General features: G+C 72.8%; 23 protein-coding genes and 2 pseudogenes. 11 read left to right on the top strand and 14 right to left on the bottom strand.

Annotated elements, in window-relative coordinates:
• Positions 1 to 341 precede the first annotated feature (341 nt).
• A complete protein-coding gene (locus tag B1L11_RS39535; protein ID WP_079320355.1) occupies positions 342 to 1232 on the bottom strand; it encodes an IclR family transcriptional regulator in 891 nt (296 codons plus the stop codon).
• Positions 1233 to 1425: 193 nt separating this feature from the next.
• On the opposite strand from B1L11_RS39535, the gene B1L11_RS39530 reads away from it, so the two are divergent.
• Genes B1L11_RS39530 through B1L11_RS39520 form a run of 3 tightly spaced genes read left to right on the top strand, consistent with a single transcriptional unit; the run spans position 1426 to position 3237 of the window.
• Complete coding sequence (locus B1L11_RS39530; RefSeq protein ID WP_079320354.1) at positions 1426 to 2307, top strand: LLM class F420-dependent oxidoreductase; 882 nt, start codon at positions 1426 to 1428, stop codon at positions 2305 to 2307.
• Complete coding sequence (locus B1L11_RS39525; protein WP_079320353.1) at positions 2300 to 2827, top strand: nuclear transport factor 2 family protein; 528 nt, start codon at positions 2300 to 2302, stop codon at positions 2825 to 2827. The genes B1L11_RS39530 and B1L11_RS39525 overlap by 8 nt, the downstream gene beginning before the upstream one ends.
• Positions 2824 to 3237: a nuclear transport factor 2 family protein gene (locus B1L11_RS39520; protein ID WP_079320352.1), complete on the top strand. Its 414-nt coding sequence runs from the start codon at positions 2824 to 2826 to the stop codon at positions 3235 to 3237. Before B1L11_RS39525 ends, B1L11_RS39520 begins: the two co-directional genes overlap by 4 nt.
• A 4-nt stretch (positions 3238 to 3241) precedes the next feature.
• Here B1L11_RS39520 and B1L11_RS39515 read toward each other — a convergent pair whose 3' ends face one another.
• Genes B1L11_RS39515 through B1L11_RS39505 form a run of 3 tightly spaced genes read right to left on the bottom strand, consistent with a single transcriptional unit; the run spans position 3242 to position 5444 of the window.
• Positions 3242 to 4063, bottom strand: a complete 822-nt coding sequence (locus B1L11_RS39515) for an SDR family NAD(P)-dependent oxidoreductase (RefSeq protein WP_218671592.1) — start codon at positions 4061 to 4063, stop codon at positions 3242 to 3244.
• A gap of 11 nt (positions 4064 to 4074) precedes the next feature.
• On the bottom strand, positions 4075 to 4551 hold the full coding sequence (locus tag B1L11_RS39510) for a nuclear transport factor 2 family protein (protein ID WP_079320350.1): 477 nt from the start codon (positions 4549 to 4551) through the stop codon (positions 4075 to 4077).
• Positions 4548 to 5444, bottom strand: a complete 897-nt coding sequence (locus B1L11_RS39505) for an LLM class F420-dependent oxidoreductase (RefSeq protein ID WP_256863280.1) — start codon at positions 5442 to 5444, stop codon at positions 4548 to 4550. The genes B1L11_RS39510 and B1L11_RS39505 overlap by 4 nt, the downstream gene beginning before the upstream one ends.
• A 140-nt stretch (positions 5445 to 5584) precedes the next feature.
• On the opposite strand from B1L11_RS39505, the gene B1L11_RS39500 reads away from it, so the two are divergent.
• On the top strand, positions 5585 to 7270 hold the full coding sequence (locus B1L11_RS39500) for an alpha/beta-hydrolase family protein (protein WP_079320348.1): 1686 nt from the start codon (positions 5585 to 5587) through the stop codon (positions 7268 to 7270).
• On the opposite strand, the gene B1L11_RS39495 is transcribed toward B1L11_RS39500, so the two are convergent.
• From B1L11_RS39495 to B1L11_RS39485, 3 genes are all read right to left on the bottom strand, one after another.
• On the bottom strand, positions 7256 to 7846 hold the full coding sequence (locus B1L11_RS39495) for a TetR/AcrR family transcriptional regulator (protein WP_079320347.1): 591 nt from the start codon (positions 7844 to 7846) through the stop codon (positions 7256 to 7258). The genes B1L11_RS39500 and B1L11_RS39495 overlap by 15 nt on opposite strands.
• A 58-nt stretch (positions 7847 to 7904) precedes the next feature.
• A complete protein-coding gene (locus B1L11_RS39490) occupies positions 7905 to 9176 on the bottom strand; it encodes a C39 family peptidase (protein WP_079320346.1) in 1272 nt (423 codons plus the stop codon).
• A gap of 80 nt (positions 9177 to 9256) precedes the next feature.
• Positions 9257 to 10420 carry an acyl-CoA dehydrogenase family protein gene (locus B1L11_RS39485; protein WP_079320345.1) on the bottom strand — a complete coding sequence of 388 codons (1164 nt, stop codon included), beginning with the start codon at positions 10418 to 10420 and terminating at the stop codon, positions 9257 to 9259.
• 38 nt (positions 10421 to 10458) lie between these two features.
• Here B1L11_RS39485 and B1L11_RS39480 point away from each other — a divergent pair, with 38 nt between their 5' ends.
• Positions 10459 to 11532: an acyl-CoA dehydrogenase family protein gene (locus tag B1L11_RS39480; RefSeq protein WP_079320344.1), complete on the top strand. Its 1074-nt coding sequence runs from the start codon at positions 10459 to 10461 to the stop codon at positions 11530 to 11532.
• A 35-nt stretch (positions 11533 to 11567) separates the two neighbouring features.
• Here the strand turns inward: B1L11_RS39480 and B1L11_RS39475 are convergent, their stop codons facing one another.
• On the bottom strand, positions 11568 to 12710 hold the full coding sequence (locus tag B1L11_RS39475) for a steroid 3-ketoacyl-CoA thiolase (RefSeq protein ID WP_079320343.1): 1143 nt from the start codon (positions 12708 to 12710) through the stop codon (positions 11568 to 11570).
• Positions 12711 to 12978: 268 nt separating this feature from the next.
• On the opposite strand from B1L11_RS39475, the gene B1L11_RS39470 reads away from it, so the two are divergent.
• Complete coding sequence (locus B1L11_RS39470; protein WP_239109300.1) at positions 12979 to 13821, top strand: D-alanyl-D-alanine carboxypeptidase family protein; 843 nt, start codon at positions 12979 to 12981, stop codon at positions 13819 to 13821.
• A gap of 167 nt (positions 13822 to 13988) precedes the next feature.
• Positions 13989 to 15542, top strand: a complete 1554-nt coding sequence (locus B1L11_RS39465) for a M28 family metallopeptidase (RefSeq protein WP_079320341.1) — start codon at positions 13989 to 13991, stop codon at positions 15540 to 15542.
• Positions 15543 to 15597: 55 nt separating this feature from the next.
• Here B1L11_RS39465 and B1L11_RS53120 read toward each other — a convergent pair whose 3' ends face one another.
• Together B1L11_RS53120 and B1L11_RS39455 are read right to left on the bottom strand one after the other, a co-directional pair.
• Positions 15598 to 15837, bottom strand: coding sequence for a hypothetical protein (locus B1L11_RS53120; RefSeq protein ID WP_079320340.1), 240 nt, complete (start codon positions 15835 to 15837; stop codon positions 15598 to 15600).
• Positions 15834 to 16760: a DMT family transporter gene (locus B1L11_RS39455; protein WP_218671591.1), complete on the bottom strand. Its 927-nt coding sequence runs from the start codon at positions 16758 to 16760 to the stop codon at positions 15834 to 15836. Before B1L11_RS39455 ends, B1L11_RS53120 begins: the two co-directional genes overlap by 4 nt.
• A 181-nt stretch (positions 16761 to 16941) precedes the next feature.
• Between B1L11_RS39455 and B1L11_RS39450 the strand changes: the two genes are divergently transcribed.
• Together B1L11_RS39450 and B1L11_RS39445 are read left to right on the top strand one after the other, a co-directional pair.
• Positions 16942 to 17568, top strand: coding sequence for an HAD family phosphatase (locus B1L11_RS39450; protein WP_079320339.1), 627 nt, complete (start codon positions 16942 to 16944; stop codon positions 17566 to 17568).
• Positions 17568 to 18293, top strand: coding sequence for a VOC family protein (locus tag B1L11_RS39445; protein WP_079320338.1), 726 nt, complete (start codon positions 17568 to 17570; stop codon positions 18291 to 18293). Before B1L11_RS39450 ends, B1L11_RS39445 begins: the two co-directional genes overlap by 1 nt.
• Positions 18294 to 18296: 3 nt before the next feature.
• Here the strand turns inward: B1L11_RS39445 and B1L11_RS39440 are convergent, their stop codons facing one another.
• The 3 genes and pseudogenes from B1L11_RS39440 to B1L11_RS53115 form a co-directional block, all read right to left on the bottom strand.
• The gene (locus B1L11_RS39440) at positions 18297 to 18872 is read right to left on the bottom strand and encodes an NADPH-dependent FMN reductase (protein WP_218671590.1); all 576 of its coding nucleotides are present in this window, start codon (positions 18870 to 18872) and stop codon (positions 18297 to 18299) included.
• 117 nt (positions 18873 to 18989) lie between these two features.
• Positions 18990 to 20128, bottom strand: a pseudogene (locus tag B1L11_RS39435) (acyl-CoA dehydrogenase family protein).
• The gene (locus tag B1L11_RS53115) at positions 20125 to 22182 is read right to left on the bottom strand and encodes a DUF6537 domain-containing protein (protein ID WP_256863279.1); all 2058 of its coding nucleotides are present in this window, start codon (positions 22180 to 22182) and stop codon (positions 20125 to 20127) included. The pseudogene B1L11_RS39435 and the gene B1L11_RS53115 overlap by 4 nt, the downstream one beginning before the upstream one ends.
• A gap of 41 nt (positions 22183 to 22223) precedes the next feature.
• Between B1L11_RS53115 and B1L11_RS53110 the strand changes: the two genes are divergently transcribed.
• Positions 22224 to 23666: a hypothetical protein gene (locus B1L11_RS53110; protein ID WP_256863278.1), complete on the top strand. Its 1443-nt coding sequence runs from the start codon at positions 22224 to 22226 to the stop codon at positions 23664 to 23666.
• Positions 23667 to 23729: 63 nt separating this feature from the next.
• Positions 23730 to 24209 (top strand): Lrp/AsnC family transcriptional regulator, encoded by a 480-nt coding sequence (locus tag B1L11_RS39425; protein WP_079320336.1) that lies wholly within the window; start codon positions 23730 to 23732, stop codon positions 24207 to 24209.
• Here the strand turns inward: B1L11_RS39425 and B1L11_RS47530 are convergent.
• Positions 24184 to 24678, bottom strand: a pseudogene (locus B1L11_RS47530) (hypothetical protein); the annotation flags it as partial. The gene B1L11_RS39425 and the pseudogene B1L11_RS47530 overlap by 26 nt on opposite strands.

The following is a 24678-nucleotide window of genomic DNA, read 5'->3' as shown; positions in this document are numbered from 1 at the left end:
GTCCGCCTGGCCACCCCCGCCCAACGACGCGCGATCTTCGCCCGCTACGCCACCTGCTGGATCGACGGCTGCCCCCTACCCGCCACCATGTGCCAGATCGACCACGCCGACAACTGGAGCACCGGCGGCCTCACCGACCTGAAACTGCTCGGCCCCCGCCTGCCAGTTCCACAACCGCGACCGCTACCGCCACCCCCCACCGCTACACCCGCCGCAAAGAAGGCACCGACCGCTGGGCCTTCACCTACCACCCGACCCACATAAGAGCCCAGCGGCTGCGAATTTAGATGCGGTCAGGCCGAATGCGGCCGATCACTTCAGCGGGTGGCGTGTGGGCCGCTTCAGAGCCAGTCGCCGTTCTGTCCGACGGCGAGCAGGCGATTCATGGTCTCCGGGGACCAGGTGCGGTCCGGCACGCGGTGGACGGCCCGGGACCTGCGCTGGGAGTCCAGGTCGGGGAAGAGGGCGAGCGAGACCTGCCGCGCGGCGTCGACCACGAGCGGGGCCACCTTCTCCAGCGGCGTCCGGGCGTCGCCCACCAGGGAGATGCTGGCCACCGGCCCCTCGTGGCCGCGCACGGCCGCGGCGACGCAGGAGATGTCGGGGAAGCACTCCCCCCGCTCGAAGGCGAGCCCGCGCCGCTGCCGGATCCGGTTGAGCTCCTGGTGCAGGGTGCCGATGTCGCCGATCGTCCGGTTGGTCAGGCGGCTGATGTGCCCGTCGATGAGCGCCTCGACCTGCTCAGGCTCCAGCCACGCGAGGATCGCCTTGCCGAGCGCGGTGCAGTGGGCCGGGGCCCGGCCGCCGACGCGGGAGGGCACCGACAGGGCGAACCGGCCGCCGACCTTGTCGAGGTAGAACACTTCGGCGCCGTCGAGCACGGCAAGGTGGACGACCATCCCGGTCCTGATCTGCAGGTTGTGCAGCAGCGGCGCGGCGGCCTCCCGGATCTCGCCGTGGCTGCCGTCCCGGCCGCCGAGCCCGAGCGCCCGCTTGCCCAGGCTGTAACCGAACGACGTGTGCTCCAACCAGTTCAGCCGTACGAGCTGGTCGAGGATGCGATGAGCCGTCGAGCGCGGGAGGTGCGTGCAGCGGGCCACGTCCTCGAGCGTGAGACGGGTGGAGCGACCGGTGAACGCGTCCATGATCAGCGTCATCCGTTCGACCATCGACGGCGGCAGCTCTCGTCGAGCGGGCGCCGTCGCCTCGTGCTCGGCACGGAGAGCGGTCATCACACCTCCCAAAACTGAAATGAATTCTTGCCTCGGAATGTAGCAATGCATCACGCCCCTGGGAAGAGGGGAAGAGACATCCCGTTCTGCTGCCTCGTGTCCGGTTCCGGTCAGCGGGACGAGCGGCGGCCGGGGTGTCGACCTCCACTAGAAAGATTTCTGCGAAGCATGTTCCTGATGTGGAGGTACGCGGGTGCGGATCGGCATCGTCAGTCCTGTCGTGGTCCGGCTGCCCGGGATCCACTCCGAGTGGGAACGCGAGGCCGGCGTGGACGACCTGGCCCGGATCGCGGAGACCGCCGACCGGCTGGGCTACCACCACCTCACCTGCAGTGAGCACGTGGCCGTCCCGGCCGGCATCGCCGCCGAGCGCGGCGCCGTCTACTGGGATCCGCTGGCGACCTTCGGCTACCTCGCGGCGCGCACCCGGCGGATCCGGCTGGTCACGCAGGTGCTGGTGCTGGGCTACCACCACCCCCTCGCCATCGCCAAGCGGTACGGCACGCTCGACCGCTTCAGCGGCGGGCGGCTCACGCTGGGCCTCGGCGTGGGCAGCCTCAAGGAGGAGTTCGACCTGCTCGGTGTGCCGTTCGAGGGCCGGGGGGCACGGGCCGACGAGGCGATCGCGGCGCTGCGCGCCGCGCTGTCGCAGCGTGAGCCGGAGTTCCACGGCGAGTTCTACGACTTCTCCGGGTTCGTGGTGGAGCCGCACGCCGTACAGCCCCGGGTGCCGCTGTGGATCGGCGGACGCACTCCGCGCTCGCTGCGCCGCGCCGCGACGTACGGCGACGGGTGGGTGCCGTTCGGACTGCCCCTGGAGACGCTCGCGTCGATGGTCCGCGAGGCGGACCTGCCGGACGCCTTCGACGTCGTGCTGGCGGCGGGCCGGCCGGTGGATCCCCAGGCAGCCCCGGACGCCGCGCGGCGCGCGCTGGAGCGGGTGCGCGACGCCGGCGCGACCGTCGCCGGCGTCACCCTCGCCGCGACCTCGGCGGACCACTACCGGGAGCAGTTGGAGGCGCTGCGCGACCTCGCCTCCGCGATGGGCGTGGACTTCGGGAGGACCGATGGCTGACACGACGACGACCGGGACCGACATCGAACGGCGGCTGGCCCGCCTGGAGGAACGCACCCGCGCGTTGGAGGACGAGCGGGAGGTGACCCGGCTCATCCTGTCGTACGGCCCGCTGGTGGACAGCGGCAGCGCGGACGCCGTCGCCGGGCTGTGGGACGCGGACGGCGTGTACGACGTGGACGAACTACTCATGCGCGGGCGGGCCCGGATCGCGGCCATGGTGCGCTCCGACGCCCACCAGGGCTGGATCGCGGGCGGCTGCGCGCATTTCGTCGGCCCGCCGCACGTGACCGTCACGGGCGACGACGCGACGGCGGTCTCCTACTCGCTGATGGTCACCCACGGGGACGGGGGCTTCGCGCTCCGCCGGGCGACGGCCAACCACTGGACGCTGCGCCGCACGGACAGCGGCTGGCGGATCGTCACCCGCACCGCCCGGGTGCTCGACGGCCGCCCCGAGTCCCCCGCCCTGCTCGCGAGCGGCGTCTCCGCTCCTGTTTCGAACGGAGAGCGGGCATGACGGACGACGACCGGCGGCAGATCGTCGAGCGGCTCGCCGCCTTCGCCGCGGCGCTCGACCGGCGCGACTGGGACGCGGTCGCGGCCGTCTTCACCCCGGACGCCACCGGCTACCGCCGCACGGGCCGGGCGGAAATCGTCGCCACGATCCGGGCTCACCTCGGCGGCTGCGGCCCCTCCCAGCACCTGCTGGGCAACCACCGCGTCGAGATCGACGGCGACCGCGCCAGGTCGCTGACGTACGCGCGGGTGTACCACCAGGGCGCCGGGGCGTACGAGGGCCGCTTCTACGAGTGCTTCGGCGAGTACGACGACCGCTGGGAGCGCACGCCCGAGGGCTGGCTGATCGCCTCCCGGGTGTTCGGCATGACGATGGCGGTCGGCGATTTCGGGGTCCTCCAGCCCGGCTGAGCCCTCAGGGGCGGTCGGGCATGTTGGTCCAGCCCTTGCCGTCGGCCCGGCCGTACCAGCCGGAGGCGGCGAGCGTGCCGCCGTCCACCGGGATGGTGTGGCCGGTGACGAACCGCGCCTCGTCTGAGGCGAGGAACTCCACGACGGCGGCGTAGTCGTCGGGCTCGCCGAACCGGCCGAGCGGCACCCACAGCGGGATCAGCCCGGGGTCGCGCCCCCGCAGCATCGCGCTCGCCGGAGTCTGCTCGGTGTCGGCCAGGTCGGGCGCGATCGCGTTGACCCGCACGCCGTAGCGGCCGACCTCCACGGCGAGGCTCTTGGTGAAGGCCGACACCCCCGCGTTGTACGCGGAGTAGACGGCATGGCCGGGGATGCCGCGGAAGGCCTCCACGGTGGAGTTGTTCACCACGCAGCCGGAGCCCTGCTCGACCATCACCGGAAGGATGGCGTGGGTCAGCGTGAACACGTGCCGCAGGTTCAGCTCGTACAGCCGCTGCCACTGCGCGGGGGTGCTGCGCAGGAACGTCCTGGACGCCGGGCGGAAGTCGCCCACGTTGTTGACCAGCACGTCCACCCGGCCGCCTCCCGCCTCGAGCGCGGCGTCCCGTACGCGGCCGGCCGTCTCCTCGTCGCTCGCGTCGCCGATCACTGTGACGCAGCGCCCGCCGGCGGCCTCGATGGCGCGGCGGGTCTCCTCGGCCGCCTCGGCGTCGATGTCGTTGAGCACCACCAGGTCGCCCCGGCGGGCGAGCCTGCGGCTGACCGCGCCGCCGATGCCCAGCGCGCCCCCGGTCACCACAGAAACGGTCGCCACAGAGACGGTCATCGCAGAGACGGTCATCGCTCCCCCTCCCGGCCGCGTACGCGCCGCACCGGCCTGGTCTCGATCCACTCGATCCGCACCTCGCGGCGGGTGATGCGCCAGGCGCCGTTGTGCCGCCGGTAGGTGTCGGCGTACCGCAGGTGCCACACCAGGTCGGACGGCGCGCCGTCGCGTACGGACAGGTGGTGGGCCACGCAGGCCACCGCGCCCGTGGCGGTGCCGGGCTCCGGCCCGGGCTCGAAGACCTGCCCGGCGAGCGCGTGGAAGGTCATCGTGAGGCTCTCCAGCGCGGTCATCGCGGCGGCGATCTCCTCGTGGCCCGTGCGGGCGAGAACCGGGCCGAGCGCGCGCGGCGGGTCCGGCAGCACGAGCACCCCGTCCTCGGTGAACAGGCCGGTCAGGTGCGCGAAGTCGCGCTCGTCGGCGTACAACGCGTACTGCGCCACGAGGTCGGTCAGTGCGGCGGCGTCGGCCGCCGTCACGCCGTTCATCTCGCCTTCAGCCCGAGGCGGGCGGCGCAGGCGGACAGTTCCTCCGTGGCCGCCGCGAGGTCGGCCGTGGGGGTGGGCGACAGCAGGATCCGGTTCGCTCCCAGCGTGGCCAGCGAGGCGGCCTTCTCCGGGGTGATGCGGGAGACCATGTGCCCGAGGGTGAGCTCCAGCGCCTCGGAGTCGCGGCCGCACGCCTCCGCCTCGGCGCGCATCACGCCGAGCAGCCGGCGCAGGTCGTCTCCCACGACGCCCAGCGGCTGGAAGCCGTCGCCCAGGCGTCCGGCGCGGCGGGCCGCCGCGACGCTGTGCCCGCCGATGTGGAGGGGCACCGCGCCGCGGACCGGCTTGGGATAGGTCATCGCGCCGTCGAAGTCGAAGAACTCGCCGTGGTGGCCGACCCCGTCCGGGCCGCCGCCCGCCCACAGCGCGCGCAGCACGCGGATCTGCTCGTCGGCCCGGCGGCCACGAGTGGCGAAGTCGGCGCCGCAGGCCTCGATCTCCTCCTTCATCCAGCCCATGCCCACGCAGACCCGCAGGCGGCCCCGAGACAGCGCGTCCACGGTCGCCAGGCGCTTGGCCAGCACGACCGGATGATGGTTGGGCAGCACCAGGACGCCGGTGGCCAGCCCGATCTCGCTCGTACGGCCGGCCAGGAAGGCGAGCAGGTCGAGCGGGTCCGGGATGTCGCAGTCGTCCGGCAGTTCCATCCGGCCCGAGCTGTCGTACGGATAGACGCTGGAGTAGCGGCTCATCACCACCGTGTGCTCGACCACCACGACGGACTCGAACCCGCACGCCTCGGCATGCCGGGCGAAGCCGGCGATCCACTCGGGGTCGGCGGTCGTGTTCGCCGCCACGGGGGCCAGCACGGCGTATTTCATCGCTCCGCTCACGCGGGGACGCTATCGGCGCGGCCCGGGGCCGGATCGGACCGCTCCCGATGACCGGGACGTGCCCCCACCCGCGCCGTGACCTGTTCGTTACCTTGATAGCCTGCCTGCTCCGTAGGCCATCGGAGCGGATCGGGGACCTGATGGGGGAAAGACGGCGGCTGCGTCTCAACGCGCCGCTGGACACGGCCGGGATCGTCCTCGCCGCCACCTTCTTCTCCCTGTCCCTCACGCCGTCGCTGCTGCCCCGTCCCTGGACGCTGCAGGGGATCATCGCGGGCGTGCTCACCGCCACCGGATATCTGGTGGGAGTGAGCGTCAGCGCGCTCGTACGCCCGGCCGCGGCATGGCTCCCGGTGAGGTGGCGTGCGGCGTGGAACCGCAAGGGACGGCGGCGGGTCCGGCGCCTGGTCGCGACATTCGGCTGCGGTCTCGGCGCCGCCTCGCTGGTCCTGGGCGTGCGCGCGCAGCGGGACATCTACGTGCTGATGGGGCTGGACCCGCCGGAGCGGCTCGGCTACCTGGGCGTCCCGCTGATCGCGGCGGCCCTGTTCCTGGCCCTGCTGGCCGCCGCCCGTGCGCTGCGGATCGCGGCGCGGGCGCTGGGCCGCTTTCTCGGGCGGTGGTTCCCCGCGACGGCCGCGCAGTTCGCCGCGGGGCTCGGGGTGGGCGTGCTGGCCGTCTTCCTGACCGACGGGATCCTCACCGAGGCCCTGCTCAAGGGCGCCGACCGCAGCTTCGCCGCGATCAACACCGAGACCGCCCCCGGCATCACCCCGCCGGCGGCGGCCACGCTGTCGGGCAGCCCCTCCTCGCTGGTCTCCTGGGCGTCCCTCGGTCTGGAGGGCCGCGCCTTCGTCGCGGGCGCGCCTGCCGTTGGCGAGCTGAGCCGCTTCAGCGGGCGGCCCGCCGTCGCCCCGATCCGCGTCTACGCGGGGCTCGACTCCGCCGCGACCACACGCGAAAGGGCCGCCCTGGCCGTACGGGAACTCGAGCGGACCGGCGCGTTCGGCCGCGACGTGCTCTGCGTGATCACGACGACCGGCACCGGCTGGGTGGATCCGCAGGCGGCCGCCGCCCTGGAGTTCATGTACGGCGGCGACACCGCGCTGGTCTCCATGCAGTACTCCTACCTGCCGAGCTGGCTGTCGTTCCTCGTGGACCGCGAGCGGGCGAGGGCGGCCGGGCGCGAGCTGTTCGACCAGGTGTACGCCCGCTGGTCGGCGCTGCCCGCCGGTCACCGGCCCAAGCTGCTGGTCTTCGGGGAGAGCCTGGGGGCGTTCGGCGCGGAGTCGGCGTTCGGCGGCGACCGGGACCTGCGCGAGCGCACCGACGGCGCGCTGTTCGTCGGGCCGCCGGACAGCAGCGCGCTGTGGCGGCGGCTGGTCGACGGCCGCGACCCGGGCAGCAGGGAGGCGCTGCCCGTCTACCGGGGCGGCGAGACCGTGCGCTTCGCCAACCGCCCCTCCGACCTGGACACGCCCGCGTCACCCTGGAACGCGCCGCGGGTCGTCTACCTCCAGCATCCCTCCGACCCGATCGTGTGGTGGACGCCCCGGCTCGTCCTCACCCGGCCCGACTGGCTGGAGGAGCGGCGCGGCGACGACGTGCTGCCCTGGATCCGGTGGTATCCGTTCGTGACGTTCTGGCAGATCACCGCCGACCTGGTGTTCTCCCTCGACGCGCCGCCGGGGCACGGCCACGACTACGACGGCGAGGTGATCGCCGCGTGGGCACGCATCGCGCCGCCGGACGGGTGGGACGACGCGCGGACCGCGGCGCTGACCACGCTGCTCGCGCAGCATGCTGCGGGTTCAGGCATGCAGTGAGTCGAGCCAGCCGATCAGCCGGGTCCCCTCGCGCGTCATGATCTGGGGGTCGCGCAGGGCGTTGGCCAGCAGCGACATGCCCTGGTAGGCGCCCACCAGGGTCAGGGCGAGGCCGTCGGGCTCGGGCAGGCCGAGCGCGCGGAACTGCTGCTCGACCCAGTCGAGCAGCAGCCTGATGACCTTGCCCGCCTCCGTGTCCAGGCCACCCTCGTCACGTTTGTCCAGCTCGGCGGCGAGCGTGCCCGTCGGGCAGCCGTACCGGGCCGCGAGGTCGCGCTGGCCGACCCACGTCTCCACGAGGCCCTTGAGCCGCTCCCGGGGGTCCGGCAGCCGCTCCAGCCGTTCGGTGAGATCTCGCAGGTGGCGAGCGTGCTCGGCCAGCGCGGCGGCGACGAGCTCGTCCTTGGTCTTGAAGTAGTAGTAGACGTTGCCCACCGGGACGTCGGCGGCGCGGGCGATGTCGGCGATGGTGGTGCGTTCCGCGCCCTGCTGGTGCACCACCTGCGCGGCGGCGGCCATGAGCCGCTGCCGCTTGGCGCTCGCGGCCCTCACCCGGGCACTCGTCGAGTCAGTCACCTGACTAACTATAGGAGGCCGGACCCGCGGCCGTGCACCGCCGGGCCCGGCCCGATTCTCACCAGTTCGCCGGCAGCCCCGGGGTGGTGGGCGGCAGGGGGTGGTTCTTCGGGTGGATGACGTACACGATCCCGCCGCTGCCGGTGCTGCGCAGCCAGACGTTCTCGAAGTTGGCCCGCGGGTAGACGTGGCGGACCGCGTCGTTGTCCGGCGAGGCGGGGTCGTTGGCGATCACGTCACCGTCGGCGGTGAAGCCGATGATGACCATGAGGTGGCCGTTGGTGCTGTATCCGGCGCCGGGCAGTTCCTCGGCCTTGAACGACTGCGAGGTGACGACCGGGATGCCGGCCCGGATCAGCCGCTCGAGCTCGGTCAGCGAGCGGAGCCGGGTGACGAACCCCTCAAGACCGTACCGTCCCGCGTACGCCGCGTTGAACGGCCAGTTGCCCGCCCCCTCGTACGCGTAGTCGTAGGTGTACCGGGCGGCGTAGTCGACCTCGGGGTTGGGGTCGGAGGGGTCGACCCAGGCGGTGTCCTGCTTGCTGGGCCACTTGCCCCAGTAGCCGAGGACCATGGTGGTCGAGGTCGGGCTGCACCACGCCTCTCCCCCGCCGTCCCACTCGGGGTAGTGGCCCTCGTGGACGTTCTGCGAGCGGCGGGGCACCGGCAGTTCGACGCCCCAGGCGATGCCGCCGGGGCTGACCGGGACGGTCGCCCGGTCGGGCACCGCGGAGGCCATCGCGCCGAGCGCGCGCACGACCGGCGTCACGGCCGAGCCCGGCGCGCGGTACAGCGTGACGCGCAGCTGGTAGGAGGTGATCGCCTTGCCCGCCGCGGCCACGAACGTGTCGACCGAGACGGTGCCGTCGGCGTCCCGCTGCCCGGACAGCGACGTGCGGCGGATGTCCTCGTCGCCGTACGCCCAGCGGCCGAGCACGTACCACTTCGTCTGCCCGGCGGGGTGGCGGCCGCGCATCTCGACCTGCAGCCAGCTCCCGCCGGGCACGTCGGCGTTCCAGGAGGCCACCAGCTCGGTGGCGGCGAACCCGATGGGCCGCTCGGGACCGGTCCACCGGGCGTACTCCCAGGTCTTCGTGCCGAGCGCGTCGGTGTAGGAGATCGTGCCCACGGGGGCGGCGAAGGACAGGGTGCTGCCCGCCTTCACGCCTTCCCGCAGACCGGGGCCGAAGTGGGCCCGCTGGTAGACGACGTCGACGGCGGACGGCGGGGGTTTGGTCACGGCCTCGGCGGCCGCGGAGGTGACGGTGAGGGATGAGGTCGTCAGGAGGGCGGACAGGAACACGGACAGGAACACGCCCGGCATGCGCATGGCTCACCTCGGGGTCTCGTCGGCGCCCTCGACGGTAGAGACCGCGGCCCGTCCGGCACATCGGCAGGAATACGTATCCGCTACCGGGGTTCGCGGGGCAGGCCGAGCACGCGCTCGCTGATGATGTTGCGCTGGATCTCGTTGGAACCCGCGTAGATGGTGTCGGACCGGGAGAACAGGTAGAGCCGCTGCTCGTCGCTCAGGTCGTACGGCGGGCCGTCGGCGATCATGCCGGCCGCGCCGAGCACGTCCATGGCCAGCTCGCCGAGCTCGCGGTGCCACACGCCCCACACCAGCTTGGAGATGGACGACTCCGGGCCGGGCGCGCCCGCCGCGATGCCGGCCATCGTGCGTACGGCGTTGAGCCGCATGACCTCCAGGCCGATCCAGGAGCGGACGAGCCGGTCGCGCAGCAAGGGGTCGTCCACGGCGCCCGTCCTGCGGGCCAGCGCGATGATCGCCTCCAGTTCGCGGCGGAAGCCCACCTGCTGGCCGAGCGTGGCCACGCCGCGCTCGAAGCCCAGCGTCGCCATGGCGATCTTCCAGCCGTCGCCGGGCGCGCCCACGATGTTGGCGGCGTCCGTCACCGCGCCGTCGAAGAACACCTCGTTGAACTCGCTCGTCCCGGTCATCTGGACGATGGGCCGGATCTCCACCCCCTCCTGCCGCATGGGCACGAGCAGGTAGGACAGGCCGTGGTGGCGCGCCGAGCCCGGCTCTGTGCGGCAGACCACGAAGCACCAGTCGGCCTCCATGGCCAGGGAGGTCCACACCTTCTGGCCGGTGACCCGCCAGCGGTCGCCGTCCGGCTCGGCGCGGGTCTGCACGTTGGCCAGGTCGGAGCCGGCGTTCGGCTCGGAGTAGCCCTGGCACCACAGCTCCCGGGCGGCCACGATCGGCGGCAGGAAGCGGGCGCGCTGCTCGTCGGTGCCGAACGCGATGATCGTCGGGCCGAGCAGGTTCTCGCCGATGTGGCCGACCCGGGCGGGCGCGCCGGCCAGCGCGTACTCTTCGTGGAAGACGACCTGCTCCTCGACGCTCGCCCCCCGACCGCCGTACTGCTCGGGCCAGCCCAGACAGGTCCAGCCGGCCTCGGCCATGTGCCGCTCCCAGGCCAGCCGTACGTCGAACGCCTCGTGCTCGCGGCCGGGCCCGCCCAGCCCCCTGGCGCCGGCGAACTCGCCCGACAGGTTGTCCTCCAGCCAGGCCCGTACCTCTGCCCTGAACGTCTCGCTCCTGTTCACATCTAGCACTCTACCAAACAGTTGTTAGAATGAAGGCTATGTTCACCACCGAGGAGCAGGAGGAGCTGCGGCGCACCGTCCGCGCCCTGCTCGAGCGCAATCCCCCGGCCCGCCCCGCGCCCGACGCGACACCGGAGTACGACGAGACCGCCTGGCGGCTGCTCGCCGACCAGGTGGGCGCCTTCGGCCTGGCCGTACCCGAGGAGCACGGCGGGGCGGGCTTCTCGTACGCCGAGACCCACGTGGTGTGCGAGGAACTGGGCCGCACGCTCGCCGCGGTGCCCTACCTGGGCTCGGCCGTCCTCGCCGCCGGCGCGCTGCTGGCGAGCGGCGCGACCGGCGACCTGCCCGGCATCGCCGACGGCACCCGCGTCGGCACGCTGGCCTGGGCCGAGAGCGGGACATGGGACCCGGCGGCGATCCGCGCCCGCGTGGCGGACGGACGGCTGACGGGCGTCAAGGAGCACGTGCTCGACGGCGCGCGCGCCGACCTGTTCGTCGTGCCCGCCGCCACCCCAGAGGGCGGTCTCGGTCTGTACGCCGTCGAAGCCGGCGCTTCGGGCCTTCGGGTCGAGCCGCTGGTCACGCTGGACCGGACCAGGCCGCAGGCACGCGTGGTCTTCGACGGCGCCCCGGCGCGGCTCCTGACCGCCGACGGGCACCGCGTGCTGGAGCGCCTTCTCGCCGTGGCCGCGACCGCGCTGAGCGCCGAACAGCTCGGCGGCGCGTCGCGCTGCCTGGAGATCACGCTGGAGTACGTGAAGACCAGGGAGCAGTTCGGCCGTCCGATCGGCTCGTTCCAGGCGGTCAAGCACCGTCTGGCCGACCTGTACGTGCTGGTCGAGTCGGCCAGGTCGGTCAGCTACGACGCGGCCCGCGCGCTCGCCGAGGACGCCGCCGACCTGCCGGTGCGGGCCGCGGCGGCGCAGGCGTACTGCGCCGAGGCGTTCTCCACCGTGGCGGCCGAGACCATCCAGCTGCACGGCGGCATCGGCTTCACGTGGGAGCACGAGGCGCATCTGTACTTCAAGCGAGCCCACTCGGCGGCCAAGCTGTTCGGCGACGCCGCCTGGCACCGGGCCCGCCTCGCCCCCGCCGTACTGGGCGGCTGACGGGCCGGCCGTATCAGCTCCAGCAGCCCGGTTTGTCAGAGCCGCTGGATGATCGCGCCGGTGGCCAGCGCGCCGCCGGCGCAGACGGCGACCATCGCCGTCTCCTGGTCGCGCCGCTCCAGTTCGGCGATCGCGGCGGCGATCAGGCGGATGCCGGTCGCCCCGACGGGGTGACCGATCGCGATCGCGCCGCCGTTGACGTTGAGCCGGCCCGGATCGACGCCGTGGACCTGCGCGAACGACATGGGGACCGAGGCGAACGCCTCGTTGACCTCGAACAGGTCGATGTCGGCGATCTTCATGCCGGTGCGGGCGAGCAGCCTCTCCGCCGCCCTGACCGGGCCGTCGAGCAGGAACTCGGGCTCCGCGCCGACCAGGCACTGGGCCACGATGCGGGCGCGCGAGCGAATCCCGAGCTCCCGGGCCCGCTCCTCGTCCATCAGCACGGCCGCGCTCGCGCCGTCGGAGATCTGCGAGGCGGTGCCCGCCGTGTGGAGGCCGCCCTCCAGGATCGGCTTGAGACCGGCCAGCGCCTCCATGCTGGTCTCGCGCAGCCCCTGGTCCCTCGTGACGGTCGCGGGCCCGTCGTCGGCGGGCACCGTCACCGGGATGATCTGCCCGTCGAACCTGCCCTCCGCCCACGCCCGCCCGGCCCGCTCCTGGGAACGGAGGCCGAAGGCGTCGATTCCCTCGCGGGTGAAGCCCCGGCGGCGGGCGATCCGGTCGGCGGCCACGTACTGGGCGGGCATGTCGCGGTCCCAGGACTCGGGCCGGGGCCTGCCGACGCCCTCGCCGACGTTGGCCATCAGCGGCACCCGGGACATCACCTCGATGCCGCAGGCCATGCCGACGTCGATCACCCCCGCCGCGATCTGTGCGGCGATCAGGTGCACCGCCTGCTGGGCCGACCCGCACTGGCTGTCGATGGTGGTGGCCCCGGTCTCCTCCGGAAGGCCCGCGTGCAGCCAGGCCGTACGGGTGACGCTGCCGGACTGCTCGCCCGCCTGGGTGACGCAGCCGCCGATGACCTGCTCGACCAGGTGGGGGTCGAGGCCGAGGCGCTCCAGCGTCCCGCGCTGCGCCACGCCGAGCAACTCGGCCGCGTGCAGCCCGGAAAGCCATCCGCCCCGGCGCCCGAACGGCGTCCGCGCGGCATCGACGATGACCGGAGTTCCCATGCGCTTCTCCCGTTCTCGTTTCGGCGTGTCGGTATGTCGGGGTGTCGGCGTCATGGTGACCCCCGCCCCGCGCTGGGCGGAGCGCGGTCCCAGTCAGCGGAACAAGGGGGACGATCCCGGCCGATTACCCGACGAGCCACACGAAACCTCTTTCGTCACATACGTTGGGGCGCTTTGCTGATATTTTGCGAACTTTCGCCCGAAAAGCCCGAATAGTCATGGCACGCTGATTCGCATGTTCGCTCGGAAACTTTCTCTTGGTGTCTCCATGGCCGCCTTTGCCCTGGTCACGGGGGTGGCGTCGCCAAGTCTCGCCCCTCCCGCCCTGGCCGCTTCCGGCCTGACCCAGGACCTTTCCGCGCACGCGTACGCGGCGCCGCACGTGCATGGGCGGGCCGTCTATCTCCTGGACGCCACGACCGGGCAGGAACTGCTGGACAAGCGCGCCGGTGAGCGCATGCCGGTCGCCAGCCTGACCAAGATCATGACCGCGTACATCGTCCTGCGCGAGGCGAACCTCGACGACGAGGTCACGATCAAGCGCGAGGACGTCGAGTACGCCTGGGACAACGACGGATCGACGGCCGACCTCGAGCCCGGCGACACCCTGCCGGTCCGCGAACTGCTGTACGCCCTGTTGCTCCCCTCGGGCGCGGACGCGGCGCACGCCCTGGCCCGCGTGTACGGCCCCGGCGTGCCCGGATTCGTGGACAAGATGAACGCCACCGCGCGCGAACTCGGATTGAACGACACCCTGTACGTGAACGCCGACGGGCTCCCGACGTCCCACGGCGACGGCTACTCCACCGCTCGCGACCAGGCCAGGCTCGCGGAGATCGCGCTGCGGAACCCGGTCTTCAAGAAGGTCACCTCGACCAGCGAGCACTCGACCGAGGACGGCCGGTACGACTGGTACAACACCAACCACATGCTCGGCCTGCCGGGCGCGATCGGCGTGAAGACCGGCTCCACGAACGCCGCCGGGTTCTGCCTGGCGTTCGCGGCCGACCGGGACGGCCGCCGGCTGATCGGGATCATCCTCGGCGAGGACGTCGCCAGCCGCCGCTGGGACACCGCCGAGACGCTGCTCGACTGGGCGACCGACCGCTGAGCACACGTACGCGGCGTACGGCGACGGGGCCCGCGCAATACCCCGGCAGGCCAGAAAACAGGTCCTTCCCGGATCGGTCAAACCCGGTTAGGTTCCCGATCAGTGTCCATCGGGGGGCCTGACCACTGGACCGTTTCGGACCGTCATTGGACCCGAAGGAGAGCCCAATGCGCGCCTCGCTCGGCATGCGGGCCGCCGTCGCCACCGCGGCGTCCGCCCTCGTGCTTCCCCTCCTGCCGACCGCGCCGGCGAACGCCGACCCCGACCCCGCCGCCATCGCGCAGACGGTGGTCGCGTCGGCGGTGAAGAAACACCTGCGCAAGCTGCAGGACATCGCGAACGCCAACGGCGGCACCCGCGCCGCCGGCACCCCCGGTTTCGCGGCCTCCCGCGACTACGTCGCCGGGGTGCTGAAGAAGGCCGGCTACACGGTGACCCTGCAGGAGTTCGACTTCCCGTTCTTCAAGGAGAACTCCACCGCGGTCCTGCAGCGGACCGCGCCATCCCCCAAGACGTACGCGGCCACCCCGCCGGACGGCAGCAGCGTCGGCGACTTCGCCACGATGACCTACTCCGGCTCGGGAGACGTCACAGCGCCCGTCCGGAACGTCGACCTCATGCTTCCCCCCGGCCCCACGCCGAGCTCGTCGACCTCCGGCTGCGAGGCCGCCGACTTCGCCGGCTTCCCGGCTGGCGCCGTCGCGCTGGTGCAGCGCGGCACCTGCACCTTCCAGGTGAAGGCCGAGAACGCGCAGGCCGCGGGCGCGTCCGCGGTGATCATCATGAACGAGGGCCAGCCGGGGCGCACCGACACCCTGCAGGGCACGCTGGGCGAGCCCACCGTGCACATCCCCGCCGTGGGCGTCAGCTTCGCGGTCGGCCAGGAACTGTCCGCCGCCGGGACGTCCGTACGGGTGAAGACGGACACCACCAGCGAGATCCGCAAGACCCACAACGTCATCGCCGACTCCCGGTGGGGTGACCCGAACAAGGTGGTGCAGCTCGGGGCGCACCTGGACAGCGTGCTTGCGGGGCCCGGCATCAACGACAACGGCTCCGGCAGCGCCGCGATCCTGGAGGTCGCGACCGCGTTCGGCAAGATCCCGACCAGGAACAGGCTGCGCTTCTCCTTCTGGAGCGCGGAGGAGCTGGGCCTGCTCGGCTCCGAGCACTACGTCGCGAGCCTGTCCCCCGCCGACCTGGCGAAGATCAAGCTGTACCTGAACTTCGACATGGTCGCCTCGCCGAACTACGCCCTCAAGATCTACGACGGCGACGACTCCGACGCCACCGGCGCCGGTCCCGGCCCGGCGGGCTCCGACGAGATCGAAAAGCTCTTCGAGAAGTACTTCGACACGCTCCGTCAGGGCCACAACGGCACCGACTTCGACGGACGGTCGGACTACGGGCCGTTCATCGAGGCCGGGATCCCGGCCGGCGGGACGTTCACCGGCGCCGAGGGCGTCAAGACGCCCGAGGAGCAGGCGTTGTTCGGCGGCACCGCCGGCCAGGCGTACGACTCCTGCTACCACCAGGCCTGCGACACCATCGCCAACATCAACGACAAGGCGCTCGCGCTGAACAGCGGCGCGATCGCCACCGCCGCGGCCGTCTACGCCTTCAGCCGCGACCTGCCCGGTCCGGACAACCGCACCACCGCGGCCGCCGCGCGCACCACCGCGGCCCACGTGGGCGAGGCGCACGGCGCGCCCGCCCGGTGATACCCGCGCAGGCGGTCCGCCGGACGACGTCCGGCGGGACCCGCCTGCGTGATCGTCAGCCCGTGAAGTTCACGTCGCTGCAGAAGAAGAACGTCTGGTCCATGTGCGAGGCCTGCCAGATCGTGTAGACCACGGCGAGCAGGTAGTCGGCGCCGTGGCCGGCCTGGTCCCACAGCTTGATCGTGAAGTTGCCGCGGACGTCGATCGCCTTCCACGCGCCGGGGACGCGGGAGGCCGGGTCGACGACCGAGCCGTGGGCGGAGGCGGCCGGGAATGCCGTGCACGTTTCATTCACTCGCGGTCGCGCGAGGCCTGCTGCCCCTGCTCCGACTTGGCCAGGAACGGCGAGCGGCCGAGGATGACGATGCCCACAACGAGCGCCACCAGCCCGCCGACCTCTCCCGCGAGAGCCGGGGGATCGACACGCAGGCGCTCGCCGAAGATCACGACCCCCAGCACGATCCCGATGATCGGCTCCGTCGCGGTGGTGGCGGGCAGCGAGATCCGCAGCGGCGCGGCGTCGAACGCGCTCTGGTTGAGCAGGATGCCGGTCGCCGCGATCACGGGCAGCAGGTAGGGCTCCCACGAGGTGAACAGCGCCACCGGTCCCCCTGCCAGGATCAGCAGGGACCCGCGGGTCAGCGCGTCCTGAAGGCCGTACAACGCCCCCGCCGCGGCGGCGAGCAGCATCGCCTTGGTCTGCAGGGGCGACCGCAGCGCCACCGCGACCATGCCCGCGGCCACCCCCGCCACGGCCAGCACGGCGATCCACACCACGGAGCCCGACGCCGGCATCCCTCCCCCGTGGGGACGCCCGGCCAGGAGGAAGGCGGCGACGCCACCGCTGACCAGCACCGCGCCCAGCCACTCCGCCGCACCCAGGCGCTCCTGGTAGAACAGGGCCGCCGCGGTGAGGGCGAAGATGAGGTTGGTCGCCAGGAGCGGCTCCACGGAGGCCACGTCGGCACGCCGCAGGGCCAGCGCGCCGAGGACCTGCCCGCCGACCATCGTGGCAATGCCGGCCAGCCACACCGGCTTGCGTGCCAGGTCGAACAGCAGGCGCACGTGCAGCATCTCGCCCAGCGGTTCGGTGTACGCAACGTGCTGCTGCGCGACCCAGCCCAGGCCGAGGAGGGCGGCGGCCGCCAGGCCGAGAACCACCGTGACGATCACGGCGGCGCGCCGCCCGCCGGAGCCCTCGGCATCATGATCGGCCACTCCCCTCGGCTGCCGGGTCTCCCATGTATCCGCCCATCCCCCGCGACGGCGGCCTCATGCTGGCGAGATGTTTTGGCAATCCTCCAAGTCGAGGCCCCCGACGGAGCAGCGGCCGCGTGATCACGCTCGGCGACGCCTGCCAGGCGGTCATCCCACCCTCGCCTGACCGTAGGCTCGGACGGTGGCGATCAGACCATTCGACGCGGTGCTGTGCGACTTCGACGGCGTACTCAAATTTCAGGATCTCGAGCAGCAGGCGGAGATCGAGCGGGCGTACGGGGTGGAACCGGGGACTGTCGCCCGGGTGACCGGCGAGTCGGCCCTGGTGGTCCCGGCCCTGACCGGGCTGGTGACCCGCGAGGAGTGGCTGGCCTCGGCCGTTCCCGTCCTCGCCGGGCTGGTGGGCTCGGCCGCGCGGGCGAGCGCGCTGACCGACGACTGGGTGGCCGCCCGCACCTGGGCGGACGAGGAGGTGCTCGCGCTGCTCATGCGGGCGCGCGCCCGCGTCCCCGTCGTGCTCGTCAGCAACGCCACCTCGGAACTGGCCGCCCACCTGCGCGAGCTGGAGCTTCACGACGCCTTCGACCACGTCGTGAGCAGTTACGACGTGGGCGTGGCCAAGCCCGACCGGAGGATCTTCGAGATCGCCGCCCGGCACGCGGGCGTGCCGCCGGAGCGCTGCCTGTTCGTCGACGACCGGGCCGAGAACGTCGACGCGGCGCGGGTGCTCGGCATGACCGGGGTCGTCTACCGCGCCCCGGCGGACCTGGCGAGCGCGCTGCTCCCGCTGTTCGAGGAGGTTTCCTGATGGCGTTGCGACGGGTGCTGGCCTTCGTGGACCGGCCACGCGAACGGTTCGAGGAGGCCGCGGCGTTCTGGACCGCCGTCACCGGCACGCGCCTGTCCCCCCGCCGGGGCGACGACGGGGAGTTCGCCACGCTGCTGCCCGAGTCCGGCGACGCCTGCGTGAAGCTCCAGGCGGTGGGCGGCGGTGGCGGCGCCCATCTCGATCTGGAGGTGGACGACGTCCGGGCCGCCGTGGCCGAGGCGGTGGCGCTCGGCGCCGACATCGCCGCCGATCACGGCGACTGGGTCGTGTTGCGCTCCCCCGAGGGCAGGGCGTTCTGCCTGGTGTCCTGGGAGGGGGCGGCCCGGCGGCCGCCCGTGTTCGCCGGCACCCGCCTCGACCAGGTCTGCCTCGACATCGCGCCCGGCGCGTACGAGGAGGAGGTCGCGTTCTGGGCGGCGCTGACCGGGTGGCCCCCGCGCCGGGGGTCGCTGCCCGAGTTCACGGTGCTGGCGATGCCGGGGATGCCGGTGCGGATCCTCCTGCAGCGGCTCGGCGAGGGCTCAGGCCGGTCGGCCCATGTCGACCTGGCCTGCGCCGACACCGAGGCCGCTCGCGTACTGCACGAGCGGCACGGCGCGGCGTTCGTGGCGCGGGGGCGGCACTGGATCGTCATGCGCGACCCGGCCGGCGGAATCTACTGCCTCACCGAGCGGGATCCGGAGACCGGCGCGCTGCTCTCCTGAGGGTCAGGCGGCGGGGCGCAGGTGCCGCAGCGCGGTGGCGAGCCGGGCCAGCTCGTCCACCATCGTGTCCGCCGCCGTGTTCATCACGTCGTTGGGCTGCAGCCGGCCCTCCTCGTCGAGGAACTGGGTGACGAAGGGGATGGAGACCGCCTCGAAGACCGGCACCATCTTCAGCGTGGTGACGACCTGCTTGAGCATCTGCACCGCCCGCGTGCCCGCCGAGACGCCGCCGTAGCTGACGAAGCCGACCGGCTTGTACTGCCACTCGTGGTGCAGGTAGTCGATGGCGTTCTTGAGCACGGCGTTGAAGCCGTAGTTGTACTCCGGGGTGACGAACACGAACGCGTCGCCGCGTTCGATGGTCGCGCTCCACTCCTTGGTGTGCTGGTGGACGTACTGCCGGAGCCGGGGGTGGTTGGGCTCGTCCATGAACGGCAGGTTCACCTCGGCCAGGTCGACGAGCTCGACCTCGAAGGCGTCCTGGGCCACCGCGCGCTCGTGGAACCACTCCGCGACCGGCAGCCCCGTCCGGCCCGGGCGGGTGCTCGCGATGACGATCTGCAGAACCGGCTTCGCCACAATTCCCCCAAAAGACTCATAGGCGGATATAACGCGCCTAACAGTACGCTGTGATCGGTAAGAACACCGACGGGGGTGCGCGGCTTCCCACGCGCCGCTCATCCTGCCCGGACGACTTCAGCGGGCGAGGTGGCGGCTGATGACGAGGCGCTGGATCTGGTTGGTGCCTTCGAAGATCTGCATGATCTTCGCCTCGCGCATGTAACGCTCGACGCGGAACTCGCGCGTGTAGCCGTACCCGCCGAAGACCTGGACCGCGTCGTGGTGACCCGCATCGCGGTGTCGGTCGCGACCAGCTTGGCGACGCTGGCCTGCCTGCTGTACGGCAGGCCGGCGTCGCGGCGGCGGGCCGCGTCGAGGTACGTCGCCCGGGCGCAGTCCACGCCTGCGGCCATGTCGGCGAGCAGGAAGCCGAGCCCCTGATGGTCGATGATCTTCTTGCCGAACGCCTCGCGCTCCTTGGCGTACGCGACGGCCTCGTCGAGCGCGGCCTGGGCGAGGCCGACGGCGCAGGCGGCGATGCCCAGCCTGCCGGAGTCGAGCGCGCCGAAGGCGATGGGCAGGCCCTGGCCCTCCGCGCCGATGAGGCGGTCGGCGTCGATCAGCACGCCGTCCCAGTGGGCCGTCGTGGTGGGGACGGCGTGCAGGCCCATCTTCTCCTCAGGGCGGCCGAAGGTCAGGCCCTCGGCGGCGCCCGGGGCGAGGAAGCAGGAGACGCCGCGCGGGCCGGAGTCCGTGCGGGCGAACAGCGCGTAGAAGTCCGCCCGGCCGCCGTGGGTGATCCACGCCTTGGTGCCGGTGATCCGGTAGCCGCCCTCGGTCTTCTCGGCCTTGCAACTCAGCGCCGCGGCGTCCGACCCGGCCTGGGGCTCCGACAGGCTGTAGCCGCCGATCAGCCGCCCGGCCAGCATGTCCGGCAGCCAGCGCTCCCGCTGCTCCGGCGTGCCGTACACCGCCAGCGGCAGGCACGCCAGGGTGTGCACGCTGACCGCGACCGCGACGGCGGCCCACCGCGCGGCCAGTTCCTCGAGCACCTGGAGATACACCTCGTACGGCTGGCCGCCCCCGCCGTGCTCCTCCGGGTAGGGCAGGCCGAGCAGCCCGGCGGCGCCGAGCGTGGCGAACAGCCCCTCGGGGTAGGTCTCCGCGCGCTCGTGCTCGTCGACGCGGCGGGCGAGTTCCTTGTCGGCGATCTCACGGGTCAGCTCGATGAGGTCCCGGGCGTCCGGGCCGGGCAGCAGACGGTCGACGGTCACGGTGACTCCTGGAGGACGGGCTCGTTCAGCTCGGCGAGAAGGGTGGCGGCGCGGTCGCGGAACTCCGCGACACGGGCGAGCTTGATGTCCTCGTACCCCCGGATCAGGTCCGGCAGGGCGGCGATCTCGGCGACGGCCGCGGCGGTCGCCGGGGTGAGCCGGCCGAGCGCGCGAGTCACCAGCTCGCGGTACTCCACGACCAGCGTACGCTCCACCCGGCGGACGGCGGCGTGCCCGAACACGTCGAACGCGGTGCCGCGCAGCACACGGGCGGCCCGCAGCCCGCGGAACACGACGCCGGCCGACCGGCGCAGCCTGATCTTGCGCTTCAGGCCCATCGCGCGCAGCAGCGGCGGGTGCAGCAGCACCGACACGGCGGCGCCGGGGCCGAACTCCCGCTCACGCCGGGCCCGCTCCACCGGGTCGAGGTGCAGCCGGGCGACCTCGTACTCGTCCTTGTACGCCATGAGCTTGTGCAGCCCCCGGGCGTACGCGAGCCCGATGCGCAGGCCGGCCTCCTCCCCCGCCCGTTCTGCGGCCAGCGCGGCCACCCGGCGCACGTCCCGTTCGTACGAGCGGGCGTAGGCCGCGTTCTGGTAGCCGGTCAGGTCGGCGACGCGCACGGCCAGCGTCTCCTCCAGCTCGCCGGTCGCGCCGGCGTCGACCGGCACCGGGGCCGGCGGCGCCACCGGCTGCGGGATCGCGGCCCGGAACACGGCCTCGCGGTCGATCACGGCGGCGCGCCCCCAGCGGAAGGCCGCCAGATTCTGCTCCACCGCGGCCTTGTTGAGGCGGATGGCCTGCTCGATCGCGTCCGCCGAGATCGGGATGCAGCCGTGCTGGTAGGCCGCGCCGACGAGCACGAGGTTGGCGGGCATGTGATCGCCGAACAACGCCTCGGACAGCGCTCCGGCGTCCAGGTGGAGGCCGGTCTCGGGCACGGTGGCCGACGCGATGCGGGCGACCGCGTCCTCAGGCCCGGGGAGCGCGGCACGGCCGGTCACCATGGCGGCCGTCGGCACGATCGCGGTGTTCACGACGGCGACCGTACGCCCGGGCGAGGCGACGGCGAGGGTGTCGTCCGCGGCGGCGCCGAGGACGTCGAAGCCGAGGAGGACGTCGGCGGTGCCGCGGGCGGCGCGCACCGAGCCGGTGATCGGCTGCGGGGAGATCCGCACGTCGCTGACGACGGGACCGCCCTTCTGCGCCAGGCCGGTCTGCTCCAGGCCGGCGGCGTGCAGGCCGTCGAGGTGGGCGGCCATCTGCAGGATCTGCGAGACGGTCACCACCCCGGTGCCGCCGATGCCGGGCATCCGCAGCAGCACCGAGCGCTCCGGGAACCGCGCCACGGGCTCGGTCAGCGCCACCGGCGGCTCGGGCACCGCACGCGGGGGCTGCGGGCGAGGCTCGACGAGCAGGAACGACGGGCAGTCGCCCTTGAGGCAGCTCAGGTCGGAGTTGCACGACGCCTGGTGGATGCGGGTCTTGCGGCCGAACTCGGTCTCCACCGGCTGCACCGACAGGCAGGTGGACACGTCCCCGCAGTCGCCGCAGCCCTCGCACACGCGCCCGTTGATCACCACTCTGGCCGGCGCGGCGGGCAGCTTGCCGCGCTTGCGCAGCCGTCGCTCCTCGGCCGCGCAGCGGTCGTCGTGGATCAGCACGGTCACCCCGTCGACCGCGGCGAGCTCCTTCTCCACGGCCGGGAGGTCGTCGCGGTGCCGTACGGACGCGATCGGCGCAAGCCGGACGCCCCGGTAGGTCTCCGGCTCCGGCGTGGTGACCACGACCCGGCGCACCCCCTCGGCCGCCAGCCACCGCGTCAGCGCCGGGACGTCGAGGCGGCCCTCGGCCCGCTGCCCGCCGGTCATCGCCACCGCGTCGTTGTAGAGCAGCTTGTACGTCATCGAGACGCCGGCCGCGACGGCGGCGCGCACGGCCAGCGAGCCGGAGTGGTGGAAGGTGCCGTCGCCGAGGTTCTGGGTGAAGTGGCGGTCGGAGGTGAAGGGGGCCAGGCCGAACCACTGGGCGCCCTCGCCCCCCATCTGCGTCATGCCGACCCGCCTGCCGCGTCCGTTCCCGTCCAAGGCTGATCATGGCATGGCAGCCGATGCCCGCGCCCACCAACGTGTCGTCGGAGGCGCGCGTGGAGGCGTTGTGCGGGCAGCCCGAGCAGAAGTACGGCGTGCGGGACGGCGACCAGCGGGAGCATGCGGCGCTTCCCCGGCCGGAGGACGGGGCGGGCGACAGGATGGCCGCCTGCCGGGGGAGCCGGTCCGGGCCGAGGCAGGTGACGAGGGCCCCGGCCACGTCCTCGGCGCCGAGCGTGCCGCGCGCCGTGAGCAGTTCCCGGCCGATGACGTCCGGGCGCTGCCCGGTGTCGTACAACGCCTGCTTGAGGTGCCCCTCCAGGAACGGCACCTTGTCCTCGACCACGAGCACCCGGTCGAGCCCCGCGGTCATGGCGGCGAGGTCGTCGTACGCCAGCGGGAACGGCATGGCGAGCCGGATGAGCCGCAGGCCGAGGTGGTCCATCGCGGCCTCGTCCAGGCCGAGGTCGGCCAGGGCGCGCAGGACCACGGCGTATGAGGTGCCCGACGCCAGCACGCCCGTCGTGGCCCGCGGCGCGTCGTGGGTGACCCGGTTGAGGCCGTGCGCGCGGGCGTACTCGCGGGCCAGGCCGAGCCTGCGGGTGAGCATGTCGTGCTCGGCCTCGAGCGAGGCAGGGCCGACCAGGGTGGGCGGCGCCCCGCGGTCGGCGCGGTCCGGCACCGGGATGCCCTCCCGCAGCGGGCCGACGTCGACCGTGGCGGAGGCGTCGGCGACGTCGGCGACGATCTTCAGGCCTGCCCAGAGGCCGGTGGCCCGCGACAGCGCCACCGCGTGCAGCCCGAGTTCGACGACCTCCGCCACGGAGCCGGGGGCGAGCAGCGGCATCGACAGGCTCTGGCACATCGGCTCGCAGGAGCTGGGCACGGTCGACGACTTGCTGCCCGGGTCGTCGCCGATCCAGGCCACCGCCCCGCCGAGCGGCGCGGTGCCGGCGAGGTTGCCGTGCCGGATCGCGTCGGCGGCCCGGTCGAGGCCCGGGTTCTTCCCGTACCAGAACCCGGTCACTCCCTCGTGCCGGCGGCCCGGAACCTGGGCGAGAAGCTGGGTGCCCGCGACCGCCGTGGCCGCGAGCTCCTCGTTGAGGCCGGGCCGGGCCACCACGCCGGCCTCCTTGAGGAACCGCGCGGCCCTCGCCATCTCCAGGTCGACGCCGGCGAGCGGGGAGCCGGGATATCCGGAGACGAAGACCCGCGTGTCCAGGCCGCGCTCGGCGTCGAGGCGGCGCTGCTCCAGGGTCAGCCGTACGAGGGCCTGGATGCCCGAGATCAGCACGGTGCCGTGCTCGGCCGCGTACTTGTCGTCGAGCGAGACGGGAGGCGTGGACACGGGCGTACCTCCTGAGTTGGGGGGTGACCCACAGCACACCAACATCCGGGGCGCACGCGCAAGCATCACGCGAGAAACGATCGAAAAGACGCAAGAATAAGGAAAAGTAGGCCTTGGACGCTACTGTTTCTTGCGCCGACACCGTTTGGAGAGGGAGCGTGCCATGGCGGAGATCGACGACATCGACCACCGGCTGCTGCGCCTGCTGCGCGAGGACGGGCGCAGGACCTTCTCCGAGATGGCCGCCGAGATCGGCCTGTCGGTGGCCGCGGTGAAGCGGCGGGTCGACCGCCTGCGCGAGATCGGCGTCATCACGGGCTTCACGGTCAGGATCGACTACGCCAAGCTCGGCTGGGGCATCGAGGCGTTCACCGAACTGCGCTATCCCGGCACGACCCCGGTCGGCAAGATCGTCCGTACCGCCACGGACGTGCCGGAGGTGCAGGAGGTGTTCACCATCGCCGGCGACCCGGACGCGCTCATCCACGTCCGGGTCCGCGACCTCGGCCACCTCCAGCAGGTCATCGACCGGCTGCGTCGCGCCGGCGACGTGACCGGCACCAAGACCCTGCTCGTGCTGGGCTCGTGGACCCGCGACGTCGGGCCCGTGGAGGACCTCAGTCGTCGTCCTCCCGCGCGCTGAGGCCGGTGGCGTTCAGGAAGTCGACCAGCGGGCCGTCGGCGAGCCTGCCGGTCTGGTGCGCCCTCCGGAGCTTGATGAGCAGGTCGCCGACGCGCCGCGCGGCCTTGTCTCCCCTGTCCCCGCCCCGGCCTCTGTACAGGTCCCTGGCCGTCTTCCTGATCGCCTCGTGGGCCTCGCTGGCCAGCTTCGGCTCGATGCCGCCCCGGCTCTCCTGCTCCTGCACGGCGCGGTCGAAGGCCGCCAGCCACTCCTGGTAGCTCCGGTAGACACGGCGCGTGGACGGCGTGGGAGACGCCCTGGGGAACGGTGTCCTGGACAGCCGGGGCGACGGACTGGGCGAGACCTTCCTCGGCGGGGTGGGTGACGTCGCGGCGGGGGTGGCCGACGGCGACTGGGCCGCGACCGCGGGTTCCGCCTGCCCGCCGCCGTCGGACAGCGCCGCACCCCGATCGTGACCGCGGCCGAGCCC

It is taken from the genome of Microbispora sp. GKU 823, assembly GCF_002027145.1.
Taxonomy (GTDB): Bacteria; Actinomycetota; Actinomycetes; order Streptosporangiales; family Streptosporangiaceae; genus Microbispora; species Microbispora siamensis.
The sequence above is the reverse complement of the archived record's forward strand: the minus strand, read 5'-3'. Positions and strand labels throughout refer to the sequence as shown.

Coding starts and splice junctions, on each gene's coding strand:
- B1L11_RS39535 (WP_079320355.1), bottom strand. CDS start 1,232: ATGACCGCTCTCCGTGCCGAGCACGAGGCGACGGCGCCCGCTCGACGA.
- B1L11_RS39525 (WP_079320353.1), top strand. CDS start 2,300: ATGGCTGACACGACGACGACCGGGACCGACATCGAACGGCGGCTGGCC.
- B1L11_RS39520 (WP_079320352.1), top strand. CDS start 2,824: ATGACGGACGACGACCGGCGGCAGATCGTCGAGCGGCTCGCCGCCTTC.
- B1L11_RS39515 (WP_218671592.1), bottom strand. CDS start 4,063: ATGACCGTCTCTGTGGCGACCGTTTCTGTGGTGACCGGGGGCGCGCTG.
- B1L11_RS39510 (WP_079320350.1), bottom strand. CDS start 4,551: ATGAACGGCGTGACGGCGGCCGACGCCGCCGCACTGACCGACCTCGTG.
- B1L11_RS39500 (WP_079320348.1), top strand. CDS start 5,585: ATGGGGGAAAGACGGCGGCTGCGTCTCAACGCGCCGCTGGACACGGCC.
- B1L11_RS39490 (WP_079320346.1), bottom strand. CDS start 9,176: ATGCGCATGCCGGGCGTGTTCCTGTCCGTGTTCCTGTCCGCCCTCCTG.
- B1L11_RS39480 (WP_079320344.1), top strand. CDS start 10,459: ATGTTCACCACCGAGGAGCAGGAGGAGCTGCGGCGCACCGTCCGCGCC.
- B1L11_RS39475 (WP_079320343.1), bottom strand. CDS start 12,710: ATGGGAACTCCGGTCATCGTCGATGCCGCGCGGACGCCGTTCGGGCGC.
- B1L11_RS39470 (WP_239109300.1), top strand. CDS start 12,979: ATGGCCGCCTTTGCCCTGGTCACGGGGGTGGCGTCGCCAAGTCTCGCC.
- B1L11_RS39465 (WP_079320341.1), top strand. CDS start 13,989: ATGCGCGCCTCGCTCGGCATGCGGGCCGCCGTCGCCACCGCGGCGTCC.
- B1L11_RS39445 (WP_079320338.1), top strand. CDS start 17,568: ATGGCGTTGCGACGGGTGCTGGCCTTCGTGGACCGGCCACGCGAACGG.
- B1L11_RS53115 (WP_256863279.1), bottom strand. CDS start 22,182: ATGACGCAGATGGGGGGCGAGGGCGCCCAGTGGTTCGGCCTGGCCCCC.
- B1L11_RS53110 (WP_256863278.1), top strand. CDS start 22,224: ATGGCATGGCAGCCGATGCCCGCGCCCACCAACGTGTCGTCGGAGGCG.
- B1L11_RS39425 (WP_079320336.1), top strand. CDS start 23,730: ATGGCGGAGATCGACGACATCGACCACCGGCTGCTGCGCCTGCTGCGC.